This window comes from Sporichthya brevicatena (assembly GCF_039525035.1).
In the GTDB taxonomy this organism is placed as follows: Bacteria; Actinomycetota; Actinomycetes; order Sporichthyales; family Sporichthyaceae; genus Sporichthya; species Sporichthya brevicatena.
Map to the genome: position 1 here is coordinate 96,521 of NZ_BAAAHE010000026.1, position 12,913 is coordinate 109,433.

Consider the following 12,913-nt stretch of genomic DNA (forward strand, 5'->3'; position numbering starts at 1 on the left):
CCATGCTCCGCGTCGCCGTGCCGAACAAGGGCTCGCTGTCCGAGCCCGCGGCCGCCATGCTGCGCGAGGCCGGTTACCGGCAGCGCGGCGACGGCCGTGAGCTGGTCCTCCAGGACCCGGACAACGGCGTCGAGTTCTTCTTCCTCCGTCCGCGGGACATCGCGGTCTACGTCGGTTCCGGCCGCCTGGACGTCGGGATCACCGGCCGTGACCTGCTGCTCGACTCCGGCGCCCCCGCCGAGGAGGTCCTCGAGCTCGGCTTCGGCGGGTCGACCTTCCGCTTCGCGGCGCTGCCCGGCACCGCCGACGCCGGCGTCAGCGCCCTCGGCGGCCTGCGCGTGGCGACCTCGTTCCCGGGCCTGGTGGCCAAGCACCTCGCCGAGGCCGGCGTCAGCGCCGAAGTGATCCGCCTCGACGGCGCCGTCGAGACCTCGATCCAGCTCGGGGTCGCGGACGTCATCGCCGACGTCGTCGAGACCGGCACCACGCTGCGCCAGGCGGGCCTGGTCGTCGTCGGGGACCCGATCCTGCGCTCGGAGGCGGTGCTCGTCCGCCGGATCGGCGCCGGCGCCGAGGCGGGCTACGAGCAGCTGGTGCGCCGCCTGCAGGGCGTCCTCGTCGCCCGCCGCTACGTGCTGATGGACTACGACTGCCCGGTGGAGGCGGTCGAGGCCGCGGTCGCGATCACCCCCGGCTTCGAGTCGCCCACCGTGTCGCCGCTGCGCGACAAGGCCTGGGTCGCGGTGCGCGCCATGGTTCCCAAGCGCGACGCCCAGCGGCTGATGGACGACCTCTGGGAGGTCGGCGCGCGCGCCATCCTCGTGACGGACATCCACGCCTGCCGACTCTGACTTCGCGTCAGATCTTTTCGGGTTCCTGTCGATGAGCACACCGTTGCCGCACACCTGGCGGCCCCGCAAGACACGCGTCTGGTGCTACGCGATCGCGGCGTTCATGCTCGTCGTCCTCGCCGTCATCGCGGTGATCCTGCCCGACGACGGGGCCCGCGCCTGGAACCTGCCGTCCCGCATCGGAGTCTTCGCGGTCGGGGTGGGGCTGGCTGCGTTCCTGCACCGGCACGCGAACGTGCGCATCCTCGCCACCGACGCGGGCCTGGAGGTCGTCAACCTCTTCCGCCGGCACCAGCTCGCCTGGGGCGAGGTGCTCGGCGTCCGGCTGCACCGCGGCGACCCGTGGGTGTACCTCGACCTCGCGAACGGCGAGACGATCGCCGCGATGGGCATCCAGAACTCCGACGGCCCCGCCGCCCCCGCGGCCGCGCGGGCCCTCGCGGAACTGGTGCACGAACGCTCCGGCGAGACCGGGGCGTCGTCCCCGCCGCGCTAATCTCGCGCGGTGCAGCGCTCCATCCCTGACCCCGGATTCGCCGGCGACGACGGCTCCGCCGACCCGACGCTGGCCGTGGCCCTCTCCGCCTGGGCGGCCGGGGGTCCGCCCGGCCCCGTCTACGCGGCGCTCGTCGGCGGTCGCGTGATGGTCCCCGTCGTCGCCCGCGCGGTAAACGTCGACGTGATCACCGGGGCGGACAAGGAGACCGACATGATGCTGGTCACCATCCAGGGGGAGGACGGGCGCACCGCGCTCCCGGCGTTCACCAGCCTCGCCGCCCTCGTGGACTGGAACCCCGAGGCGCGCCCGGTCCCCGTCGCCGCCACCACGGCCTGCCTGTCGACCGTCGCCGAGCAGGGCGACCTGCTGGTGCTCGACCCCGGCGGCCCGGTGACGTTCCCGGTCGAGGGTCCCGCCCTGCGCGCGATCGCCCAGGGCCGCGTGCCCGTCCCGCCGCTGGAGGACCCCGAGGTCACAGCCGCCGTGGCGGCCGTCGTCGGCGCCGAACCCGCGGTGACGCGGTTCCGCCTCGCCCCGTCCGCGAGCGCCGACGCCGTGCTCGTCTTCGCGGTGACCGCGGGTACCGACCCGGTCACCGTCGCCCAGGGTCTGGCCGGTGCCCTCGCCGAGCACCCGATCCTGCGCGAGCGGCTCGACCTCGGCCTGGAACTCGCCCTCGCGGCGCCAGGACGGGACCAGTGATCGCGCAGTGCTAGGCTGACCTCGACCCACCGGTCCTGTTTCGGCAGGTCCGGAGCACAAGTGGAGCCCGACTCCCACCCGCATCGACCGCCTCAGGTCGTCGGGTCCCGGTCAGAACAGCCCTTCGGGGCTGTTTGCGCACGATCCCGCTCCAACGGGGACGTGTGCCGGGTCGTCGGCTTCCGCGAGTGCGCGGAAGCCTTTTTTGTGCCTTTCGCCCCGGGTCGCAGACGAGAAGTTTTTCCGAGGAGGCACTATCAGCGCAGAGCCGCGCATCAACGACCGGATCCGCGTGCCGGAGGTCCGGCTGGTCGGCCCCAACGGCGAGCAGGTCGGCATTGTGCCGATCCAGAAGGCCATGGAGCTGGCCCGCGAGGCTGATCTCGACCTGGTCGAGGTCGCCCCGATGGCCCGACCGCCCGTCGCCAAGCTCATGGACTACGGCAAGTTCAAGTACGAGTCCGCCATGAAGGCACGCGAGGCCCGGCGCAACCAGGCGCAGACCATCGTCAAGGAGATGAAGCTGCGCCCGAAGATCGACCCCCACGACTACGAGACCAAGAAGGGCCATGTCGTCCGGTTCCTCAAGGCCGGCGACAAGGTCAAGATCACGATCATGTTCCGCGGACGCGAGCAGTCGCGGCCGGAGCTCGGTTACCGCCTCCTGCAGCGCCTGGCGGAGGACGTGACGGAGCTCGGCTTCGTCGAGTTCGCGCCGCGGCAGGACGGCCGCAACATGATCATGGTTCTGGCCCCGACGAAGAAGAAGTCCGAGGCGATGGCCGAGGCTCGTGCCGAGCGCGCGGCGAAGAAGGACCGCGACGGCGAGTCCGATGCGCCGGAGGCGACCGAGACCGAGGTGGACACCGCTCCGGCGGAGTGAGACGCCACCGGCAGCACGCGGGTCGGACCCGTTCCGACCCGCGTCCCGCACGACCCGCCCGGCCGGGCATCCTGCCTGGCTGAGTACGGCTGAGATCGAGGAGAGACGGCACCATGCCGAAGGTCAAGACGCACAGCGGCGCGAGCAAGCGCTTCAAGATCACCGGGACCGGCAAGGTCATGCGCGAGCGTGCGAACCGCCGTCACCTGTTCGAGTACAAGTCCTCGCGGCGCACCCGTCGCCTCGCGATGGAGGCCGAGATGGTCTCCGGCGACGCCAAGCGCATCAAGAAGATGCTCAAGAAGTAGCGCCCCGCGCACTTCGGCATCCCCGCGAGACGTACTCGCACCCTCGACCCCACCGACCCGGGACTGCGCCCCGCAGGCAGTCCCTCGCATGAGGAGTAATTCGACGTGGCACGCGTGAAGCGGGCGGTCAACGCCCAGAAGAAGCGTCGCGAGGTTCTCGAGCAGGCCAGCGGTTACCGCGGCCAGCGCTCGCGCCTGTACCGCAAGGCCAAGGAGCAGGTCACCCACTCGCTCGTCTACGCCTACCGCGACCGCAAGAAGCGCAAGGGCGACTTCCGTCAGCTGTGGATCCAGCGGATCAACGCGGCCTCCCGCGCCAACGGCCTGACCTACAACCGCCTCATCCAGGGCCTCAAGCTCGCCGGCGTCGAGGTCGACCGCCGCATGCTCGCCGAGCTCGCCGTCAACGACCCGCCCGCGTTCGCGGCGCTCGTCGAGGTCGCGAAGAACGCCCTGCCCGAGGACCGGAACGCCCCGGCCGCCTGATCGACGGCCGATCCCGCTGTCCGAGATCACGAACGTCCGCGCGGCGCCCGTCAATGCCGCGCGCCGGCTGGCCAAGCGCAGCTTCCGGAACTCCGACCGACGGTTCCTCGCCGAGGGACCGCAGGCCGTCCGGGAGGCGCTCGGCCGGCCCGGCAGCGTCGTCGAGCTGTTCGCCACCGCCGAGGCGGGGGAGCGGCATCCCGACCTGCTGAAGGGCGCCGCCGCGGCCGACCTGCCCATCCACCGGGTCTCCGGCTCGGTGATGGCGTCGATCGCGCAGACCGTCACCCCGCAGGGTCTGGTGGCCGTCTGCCGGTTCCTCGACGTCCCGCTCGCGCTCGACCCCGCGCCCCGACTGGTGGCGCTGCTGGCCGAGGTCCGCGACCCCGGCAACGCCGGCACGGTCATCCGCGTCGCCGACGCGGCCGGGGCCGACGCTGTCGTCCTGACGCGCAGTTCGGTCGACGTCTACAACCCCAAGTGCGCCCGCGCGTCCGCCGGCAGCGTGTTCCACCTGCCGGTGACCGTCGAGGCGGACCTGCCCGCGACCGTCGACGCGCTCCGCGCCGCCGGGGTGCAGATCCTCGCCGCCGACGGTGCCGGTCCGGACGACCTCGACACCCTCGAGGACGCCGGCACCCTCGCCGCCCCGACGGCCTGGCTGTTCGGCAACGAGGCCTGGGGCCTCCCACCCGCCCTGCGCGCCCTCGCCGACCGCGTCGTCCGCGTCCCCATCCACGGCCGGGCCGAGAGCCTCAACCTCGCCACCGCCGCCGCGGTCTGCCTGTACGCCTCCGCCCGCGCCCACCGTCGCCCCCCGTCACGCTGACGGTCGCGCCTGCCGGTCCGTGGGGCTGCCGGGTCGCGGCTGCCGGTCGGGGGGCTGCCGGCCGCGCCCGCTGCTCATGCATGAGCGGGTGGCGATACGAATCGGGGCAAATCGGACATCAATCGACTACCTGCTCATGCATGAGCAGAATGCGGTCACAACTGACTGTCAGAAACCGGCTTTCCTGGGCAGAACCGAGTTGCGGTAACGCAAAAAGCTCTCGCGATGTAGATCGCTCCGAGATCCTGACGAGGTGATGTTGAGCGCGCCGGGGGACGCACAAGACGGCCGGATCCCGTACGACGACCTCCCGGACGGGGTCGTCGTCGCGGATGACACCGGTGCCGTCGTGATCGTCAACGTCGCCGCCGAGCGCCTCCTGGGCCTGCCCGCGGACGAGCTCATCGGCAAGGACCTCGGCAGCGTCCTGCCGCTGGTCGACCGCAACAACTGCGACTGGTGGGAGCTCTGCGACCCCTACGGGGGCCTCGCCATCCGCACCGGCCACCCCGAGCGCGCCCTCACGCTGCTCGGGGGCCGCGAGGTGCTCGTCTCCGCCCGCTACCTGCGCGCCGCGCGGCTCGGCCGGGTCGTCCGTGTCGTCGTGACGCTGCGCAGCGGCGCTGCCCGCGAGCGCTGGGACCGCGACCGCGCCGAGCTCGTCGCGATGGTCGCCCACGAGCTGCGCAGCCCGCTCACCGGCGTCAAAGGCTTCACCTCGACGCTGCTCAACCGCTGGGACCGGTTCACCGACGCCCAGCGCAAGGAGATGCTCGCGACCGTCGACGCGGACGCGGACAAGCTCGCGCGCCTGATCACCGAACTGCTCGACATCGCCCGCATCGACTCCGGCCGGCTCGAGCTCTACCGCCGCCCCACCGACCTCGCTGCCGCGCTCCGGCGCCATGTGGCGACCCGGGTGGCCGCCGGCGCCGCGCCCCAGGACTTCCGGATCGAGCTGCCGGCGCCGGTGCCGGAGATGTGGGTCGACGCCGACAAGGTCGACCAGGTCATCGGCAACCTGCTGGAGAACGCGCAGCGGCACGGGGACGGCGTCACGACGCTGCGCCTGGAGCCGACCGCGAACGGCGTCGCCATCACCGTCAGCGATCAGGGACCCGGCGTCCCGACCGAACTCGTCGGCCAGATCTTCGACCGGTTCTGGCGCGACCGCCGTCACGGCGGCACGGGCCTCGGCCTCTACATCGCCAAGGGCTTGGTCGAGGCGCACGGCGGCACCATCGGCGTCGGCCGGGCCCCCGGCGGCGGCGCGGCGTTCCGCTTCACCCTCCCCGAGTTCGTCCCCGAGGGCGCCTGACCCTCCCCGGGATGACGTCCCGCACGGACACGTGTCGGCCCGCACGCGGGCTGACAGGGCACTGCTGCGGGACGTCATCCCGCAGGAGGGGCGTTATCGGTTTCAGCGCGCGGCGGGGCGCCGCCTAGACTCCCGCGAGTGTCCGCACCGAACTCGAACTTCGACCCCGTCGAGGTCAGCGCGCTGAAGCCCGAGGCGATCGAGGCTGCGGTGGACGCTGCCCTGGCCGCCATCGCGGGCGCCTCCGACCTCGCCGACCTCAAGCAGGTACGCCTCGACGTGGCCGGCGACCGGTCGCCGCTCGCGCTCGCGAACCGGGAGATCGGCGCGCTGCCGCCGGCTGCGAAGGCCGAGGCCGGCAAGCGAGTCGGGACGGCGCGCAAGACCGTCGCCGACGCCCTGGCCGCCCGCACCGCCGAGCTCGAGGCCGAGCGCGACGCCCGCGTCCTGGTCACCGAGGCCGTCGACGTGACGCTGCCGACGACGCGGCGCCCGCGGGGCGCCCGGCACCCCCTGACGACCACTCAGGAGTACCTGGCGGACGTCTTCGTCTCGATGGGCTACGAGATCGCCGAGGGCCCGGAGATCGAGACCGAGTGGTTCAACTTCGACGCCCTGAACATCGGGCCGGACCACCCGGCGCGCTCGATGATGGACACCTTCTTCGTCGACCCGCCGGAGAAGGGACTCGTGCTGCGCACGCACACGTCGCCGACGCAGATCCGCGCCCTGATGGAGCGCGACCTGCCGGTCTACGTCGTCCACCCGGGCCGGGTGTTCCGTACCGACGAGCTCGACGCGACCCACACCCCGGTCTTCCACCAGATCGAGGGCCTCGCGGTCGACGAGGGCATCACGATGGCCCACCTCAAGGGGACGTTGGACCACCTCGCGTCGACGCTGTTCGGCGCGGGCACCCAGACCCGCTGGCGGCCGTCCTACTTCCCGTTCACCGAGCCGAGCGCGGAGTTCGACCTGCAGTGCTTCGTGTGCCGCGGGCGGTCCGTCAGCCCGGCGGCACCGGACTACTCCGGCCCGTGCCGGACGTGCCGTTCCGAAGGCTGGATCGAATGGGGCGGCTGCGGAATGGTCAACCCCCGCGTGCTGGTCGCCTGCGGGGTCGACCCCGAGCGCTACAGCGGGTTCGCGTTCGGCATGGGCATCGAACGGACCGTCATGTTCCGAAACAACGCCGAGGACATGAGAGACATGGTGGAGGGTGACGTGCGCTTCAGCCTGCCGTTCGGGGCGGACGTCTGATGCGCGCACCCCTGTCCTGGATCCGGGAGTTCGTGCCGGCCCTGCCCGCTGACGTGACGGGTCGTCAGGTCGCGGAGCGCATCATCGCGGCCGGCCTCGAGGTCGAGACCGTCGACGCGCCCGGCGAGGCCGTCACCGGCCCACTGGTGGTCGGTCGTGTGCTCTCGATCGTCGAGCTCCAGGAGAAGCTGAAGCTCAAAAAGCCGATCCGCTACTGCCGGGTCGACGTCGGGCCGGAGCACAACGAGACCGAGGGCGACGGCGCGGGTTCGCGCGGCATCGTCTGCGGTGCGCGCAACTTTGCCGAGGGCGACGTGGTCGTCGTCGCGCTGCCCGGCGCCGTCCTCCCCGGAGGCTTCGCGATCGCGGCGCGTAAGACCTACGACCACATCTCCGACGGGATGATCTGCTCCGAGGCCGAGCTCGGCATCGCCGGCGACGCGAGCGGCATCATCGTGCTGCCCGAGAGCACGCCGATCGGCGCGGACGCGAAGGGCGTCCTCGGTCTCGACGACGAGGTGCTCGACATCGCCGTCACCCCGGACCGCGGGTACGCCCTCTCGATCCGCGGCGTCGCCCGCGAGGTCGCGACCGCTTACGACGTCGAGTTCGTCGACCCCGCGGCGCGAGGCGCGATGACGGCGGGCGAGGGCTACGAGATCCGCCTCGAGGACCCGGCCTGCGACCGGTTCGCCGCGCTCGCGATCACCGGCGTCGACCCCGCGGCGCCGTCCCCGGACTGGTTGCGGCAGCGGCTGCAGCAGTGCGGCATGCGGCCGATCTCGCTCGCCGTCGACATCTCGAACTACGTGATGCTCGAGCTCGGGCAGCCCACCCACGCCTACGACCTCGCGAAGCTGCGCGGCCCGATCGTGGTGCGCCGGGCGCGCGCGGGGGAGAAGCTCGAGACCCTCGACGGCGCGACCCGGGACCTCGACCCCGAGGACCTGCTCATCACCGACGACTCCGGCCCGATCGGGCTCGCCGGCGTGATGGGTGGCGCCTCCACCGAGATCTCCGGCACGACCACCGACGTCCTGCTCGAGGCGGCGCACTTCGACCCGGTCGCGATCGCCCGCGCGGCCCGTCGGCACAAGCTGCCGTCCGAGGCGTCGCGGCGGTTCGAGCGCGGGGTGGACCCGGCCCTCGGCCCGGTCGCGGCGCTGCGGTTCGCCCAGCTGCTCGCCGAGCTCGGCGGCGGCACCGCGGCGGCGACCGGCACGGACGCGGGCGGCCTTCCCGCGCCCACCACGATCACGCTCGCCGTCGACTACCCGACGCGCGTCGCCGGCCGGAACCTCGACGAGGCCACGGTGTTGCGCCGCCTGGCGCAGGTCGGCGCCGAGACCGCCGTCGACGGGACCACGCTCACCGTGACCGCCCCGACCTGGCGGCCGGACCTCACCGACCCGGCCGACGTGGCCGAGGAGGTCCTCCGGCTCGAGGGCTACGACTCGATCCCCGCCGCCCTGCCCGCCGCCCCGGCCGGCCGCGGTCTGACGGTGGCTCAGCAGCAGCGGCGCCGCGTCGGCCGCGCCCTCGCGGGCGCCGGTCTGGTCGAGGTGCTCTGCTACCCGTTCGTGGCGCCCGGGGTGTGGGACCAGCTGGGTCTGGAGGCCGACGACCCGCGTCGCTTCGCGGTGCGTCTCGCGAACCCGCTCTCCGACGCCGAGCCGGACATGCGCACCTCGCTGTTGCCCGGCCTGTTCGCCGTCACCCGGCGCAACCTGGGCCGCGGCTCGGCCGACCTCGCCGTGTACGAGATCGGGCGCGTCTACCTGCCCACGCGCGGTGCGCCCCCGGCTCCCCGGCCGCCCGTCACCCGCCGGGCGACGCCCGACGAGCTCGCCGCCACCGAGGCGGCGCTGCCGGCGCAGCCGCGGCACCTCGCGGCGGTGCTCACCGGTCTGCGTGAGCCCGCCGGCTGGTGGGGCCCGGGCCGGGCCGCGGGGTGGGAGGACGCGATCGAGACCGCCCGCATCGCCGCCGCGGCCGCCGGAGCGGATCTGATCGTCCGGCAGGGCGCGCTGGCGCCGTGGCACCCGGGGCGGTGCGCCGCCCTGGCCGTGCGCACCCCGGGCGGGGAGCAGGTCGTCGGCCACGCCGGAGAGCTGCACCCCCGCGTGATCGGTGCGCTCGAGCTCCCGGCCCGGACCGTCGCCCTCGAACTCGACCTCGACGCGCTGCTGGACGCCGGGGGCGGGGTCGTCGAGGCCCCCGCGATCTCCTCCTTCCCGCTCGCGAGCCAGGACGTGGCGCTCGTCGTCGACGCGGCCGTCCCGGCCGCCGAGGTGGAGGCCGCGCTGCGGGCCGGCGCCGGCGATCTGCTGGAGTCGATCCGGCTGTTCGACGTGTACGCGGGGGAGCGGATCGGCGAGGGCCGCAAGTCGCTCGCGTTCGCCCTGCGCTTCCGGGCACCGGACCGGACACTCACCGTGGAGGAGGCGACTGCAGCGCGTGACGCCGCCGTCGCGGCCGCCACCGCCGCGACCGGAGCCACGCTCCGCGGCTGAGGCTCGCGAGCCCACGCGACACGCCCGTCGGGTTGCCCGATTCGCGGAAAAGGCCGTCAGGACCCGGTCAAGTGTGAGTCTCATCGCACGGATCCTGCGCACCTTTCCACGATCGACCACGGAACCTGGACGGGATGGACGGACGCCCACCCACCCGGCACGCCGCCCCCCGCCGACGCCGGTTCGGCGCGCGGGTCGGGCGGATGGTGCTGACCGGGGGCGCCGCGATCGTCTGTGCGCTGGGGGTCACCGGGGCGCTGGACCCGTCCACGCACGTCACCGAGGCCACCGCGATCACGCCGACGACGTTCGGTGTTCAACCGGGCCCCCTCAAGGCCTCCGTGGCCAAGGGTGCCCGGGACGCCGCGGCAGCAGCTCCGGCCTGGGCGAAGGGCCTCCCGGAGGACACCACCCAGGTTCTGCGGACCGTCCGGACCGACCGCTGGTGCAAGCAGGTCTGGTGCGCGCGGACCGAGGCCTGGGAGCGGGTCGACGGCATCTGGCGGATCGCCACCCGCGGCAGCAGGGAGAACGCCCGTCCGATGGTCGTGCGCTCCCAGATCGGCCAGAACGGCTTCGCCTCGCCCGGGGTGCGGCGCCAGGGAGACATGCGCACCCCGAGCGGGATCTACGGCATCGTCACCACGTTCTCCACGACCAAGGAGAGCCCGACCGCGATGCCGTGGCGCCGCCGGCTGCCGACGTCGGTGGTCAGCGACGCCCGGGGCAGGACGTACAACACCTGGATCGAGGTCAAGGGCGCCCGCGGCGGCGACCGGCGGATGATGAGCTGGGGCCTCTGGATCGACTGGAACAACCCGCGCCTGTCGGTCGGCGAGGGTCTGGCACCGGTGCCCGGCCGCGGGAGCGGCATCTTCATGCACACCTCGAACGCCGGCGCCCCCTGGGTCCCGACCGCCGGGTGCGTCCAGCTCGGCAACCCCGCGGACATGGAGTGGGTCGTCCGCTGGCTGAAGCCCGAGGCGAACCCGCGAATCGTCAACAACCGCTAGGTCCGGCGGCCCGCAAGATGGCACGCTGCCCCCATGGCGTCGCTGCCCCTCTTCTCGGTCACCGAGGCCCGTGAGGTCCTCCTCGAGCTGCACCCGACGATCCAGCGGTTCATCGCGCTCCGCGCGGACGCCGCCGAGCTGGGTGCGTCGATCCGCGGGCACTCGATCGGCGGCGCGATGGAGCTGCGCGACCTCAACGCCCAGCTCGAGGAGCTCATGCGCACCATCCAGGAGACCGGTGTGCAGGTGAAGGGCTGGGCCCCGGTGCTGCTGGACTTCCCGGCCGACCTCGACGGCGAGCACGTCCTGCTCTGCTGGCTGGAGGGCGACCTCGGGCTCGCCTGGTACCACCGCGCCGACGCGGGGTTCGCCGGCCGCCGCCCGCTGCGCTTCGACGCCTGACCGTCCGCCTTGTTGCGACCAGTTCGCAACAACAACGCGATGGGGATTAAGGTGGCGACATGCGCCGCCTCTCCGCCCTGCTCGTGTCCGCCCTGCTCGTCCTCCCGCTCGCCGCGTGCGGGGACGACGACGCCACCGCGGCCCCGGCCGGCACCTCCGCCGCGGAGCCGGTTCTGCGGCTCGTGACCACCGTCGCCCCGATCACCTCGATCGTCGCCGCCGTCGCGGGGGACCGGGCCCGGATCGACGGCCTGGTGCCCGAGGGCACCAACTCGCACACGTTCGAGCCCCCGCCCAGCGCCGCCAAGGTGCTGTCGGAGGCCGACGTCGTCTTCATCAACGGCCTCAAGCTCGAGGAGCCGACGAAGAAGCTGGCCGAGCGGAACCTGGCGGACGACGCGCGCCTGGTCGAGCTCGGCGACGAGGTTCTGCCCGAGTCGGACTGGATCTTCGACTTCTCGTTCCCGGAGAAGGACGGCAAGCCGAATCCGCACCTGTGGACCGACCCGACCTACGCGATCAAGTACGCCGAGGTCGTCCGCGACACCCTCGTCGACGTCGACGCCGACGGCCGCTCGACGTACGAGGCGAACTACACCGCGTTCTCCGAGCAGGCGACGGCCCTCTCGGACGCCCTGAAGAAGGATCAGGAGAGCCTCGCCCCGGACGAGCGCGAGCTGCTGACCTACCACGACGCCTACGCCTACTTCGCGAAGACGTACGGCTGGAAGGTCGTCGGCGCGATCCAGCCGAGCGACTTCGCCGAGCCGACCCCGAAGGACATCGCGCGGCTGATCGACCAGATTCAGGCCGAGAAGGTGAAGGCGATCTTCGGCTCCGAGGTGTTCCCCTCCGACGCGCTCGCCGAGATCGGGAAGGCGACCGGCGTGCACTGGGAGGACACCCTGCGCGACGACGACCTGCCGGGCGCGCCCGGCGAGCCCGAGCACTCCTGGCTCGGGCTGATGCGCAGCAACTACGTCACGATCCTCACCCGGCTCGGGGGCACGGCCGACGCGCTGAAGGCGCTCGACACGACGCCGGCGGTGCCCGACACGGCGAGCTATCCCCAATGAGCGCCCTGCTCCGGCTCTCCGACGTCGTCCACTCCTACGGCGACGACCGCGTCCTGTCGGGCGTGGACCTGACGGTAGGCCGGGGTGACTTCGTCGGCGTCGTCGGGCCCTCCGGCTCGGGGAAGACGACGCTGCTGAAGATCCTGCTCGGGACGATCCGGCCGATCGGCGGGGTGGTCGACCGGGCGCCCGACGTGCGGATCGGATACGTCCCGCAGCTCGAGACCGTCGACTGGAACTTCCCGGTGACGGTGGCGGAGTGCGTCCTGATGGCGCGCCGGGGCCGCGGTCTCCCGTGGCCGACGCGAGCCGAGCGCCGGGACGTGGCCCGGGTACTGGACCGACTCGGTATCGGTCATCTGGCGCATCGTCACATCCGTGCGCTCTCGGGCGGCCAGCAGCAGCGGATGTTCCTCGCCCGCGCCCTGCTGGGCGAGCCGGACCTGCTGCTCATGGACGAGCCCACCACCGGCGTCGACTTCACCAGCCGCCACGAGGTGCTCCACCTGCTCGGCGACCTCAACGCCGACGGCACGACGATCCTGCTCACCACCCACGACCTGAACGGTGTGGCGGCGCACCTGCCGAAGCTGGTCGCCCTCAACGGCACGGTGATCGCGGCGGGCTCGCCGGTCGAGGTCATCTCGGGGCCGGTGCTCGAACGCACCTTCGGCGCGCCGATGGAGGTCCTCCAGCACCTCGGTCTGCCGGTCGTCCTCGATCCCGGGCCGCACCTGGCTGTCGCGCGCGGGCACCGCGCGGGCTGACGGAGG

14 protein-coding genes are annotated in these 12,913 nt (G+C 72.8%); all 14 read left to right on the top strand.

The features are described 5' to 3' along the window. Nucleotides 1-2 precede the first annotated feature (2 nt). Nucleotides 3-851: an ATP phosphoribosyltransferase gene (gene hisG / locus ABD401_RS16070; RefSeq protein ID WP_344606510.1), complete on the top strand. Its 849-nt coding sequence runs from the start codon at nt 3-5 to the stop codon at nt 849-851. 31 nt (nt 852-882) lie between these two features. Then, on the top strand, nt 883-1,347 hold the full coding sequence (locus ABD401_RS16075) for a PH domain-containing protein (RefSeq protein WP_344606512.1): 465 nt from the start codon (nt 883-885) through the stop codon (nt 1,345-1,347). Nucleotides 1,348-1,356: 9 nt separating this feature from the next. Next, entirely contained in the window at nt 1,357-2,052 is a 696-nt protein-coding gene (locus ABD401_RS16080; protein ID WP_344606514.1) for an SseB family protein, read from the top strand. A 205-nt stretch (nt 2,053-2,257) separates the two neighbouring features. Beyond that, nucleotides 2,258-2,935 carry a translation initiation factor IF-3 gene (gene infC / locus ABD401_RS16085; protein WP_344606516.1) on the top strand — a complete coding sequence of 226 codons (678 nt, stop codon included), beginning with the start codon at nt 2,258-2,260 and terminating at the stop codon, nt 2,933-2,935. Between the two features lie 113 nt (nt 2,936-3,048). Then, nucleotides 3,049-3,243 (top strand): 50S ribosomal protein L35, encoded by a 195-nt coding sequence (gene rpmI, locus ABD401_RS16090; protein ID WP_344606518.1) that lies wholly within the window; start codon nt 3,049-3,051, stop codon nt 3,241-3,243. 105 nt (nt 3,244-3,348) lie between these two features. Then, nucleotides 3,349-3,729, top strand: a complete 381-nt coding sequence (gene rplT / locus ABD401_RS16095; RefSeq protein WP_028984975.1) for a 50S ribosomal protein L20 — start codon at nt 3,349-3,351, stop codon at nt 3,727-3,729. 10 nt (nt 3,730-3,739) lie between these two features. After that, entirely contained in the window at nt 3,740-4,558 is an 819-nt protein-coding gene (locus ABD401_RS16100) for a TrmH family RNA methyltransferase (protein ID WP_344606659.1), read from the top strand. 256 nt (nt 4,559-4,814) lie between these two features. After that, nucleotides 4,815-5,876 (top strand): sensor histidine kinase, encoded by a 1,062-nt coding sequence (locus ABD401_RS16105; RefSeq protein WP_344606520.1) that lies wholly within the window; start codon nt 4,815-4,817, stop codon nt 5,874-5,876. Between the two features lie 138 nt (nt 5,877-6,014). Continuing rightward, nucleotides 6,015-7,136, top strand: a complete 1,122-nt coding sequence (gene pheS / locus ABD401_RS16110) for a phenylalanine--tRNA ligase subunit alpha (RefSeq protein WP_344606522.1) — start codon at nt 6,015-6,017, stop codon at nt 7,134-7,136. Beyond that, entirely contained in the window at nt 7,136-9,649 is a 2,514-nt protein-coding gene (gene pheT / locus ABD401_RS16115) for a phenylalanine--tRNA ligase subunit beta (protein ID WP_344606524.1), read from the top strand. Before pheS ends, pheT begins: the two co-directional genes overlap by 1 nt. Nucleotides 9,650-9,783: 134 nt before the next feature. Then, on the top strand, nt 9,784-10,662 hold the full coding sequence (locus ABD401_RS16120; RefSeq protein ID WP_344606526.1) for a L,D-transpeptidase family protein: 879 nt from the start codon (nt 9,784-9,786) through the stop codon (nt 10,660-10,662). A gap of 33 nt (nt 10,663-10,695) precedes the next feature. Further along, nucleotides 10,696-11,064, top strand: a complete 369-nt coding sequence (locus tag ABD401_RS16125; protein ID WP_425566174.1) for a DUF2203 domain-containing protein — start codon at nt 10,696-10,698, stop codon at nt 11,062-11,064. A gap of 59 nt (nt 11,065-11,123) precedes the next feature. Beyond that, nucleotides 11,124-12,140, top strand: coding sequence for a metal ABC transporter substrate-binding protein (locus ABD401_RS16130; protein ID WP_344606528.1), 1,017 nt, complete (start codon nt 11,124-11,126; stop codon nt 12,138-12,140). Beyond that, on the top strand, nt 12,137-12,907 hold the full coding sequence (locus ABD401_RS16135; RefSeq protein ID WP_344606530.1) for a metal ABC transporter ATP-binding protein: 771 nt from the start codon (nt 12,137-12,139) through the stop codon (nt 12,905-12,907). Before ABD401_RS16130 ends, ABD401_RS16135 begins: the two co-directional genes overlap by 4 nt. Nucleotides 12,908-12,913 lie beyond the last annotated feature (6 nt).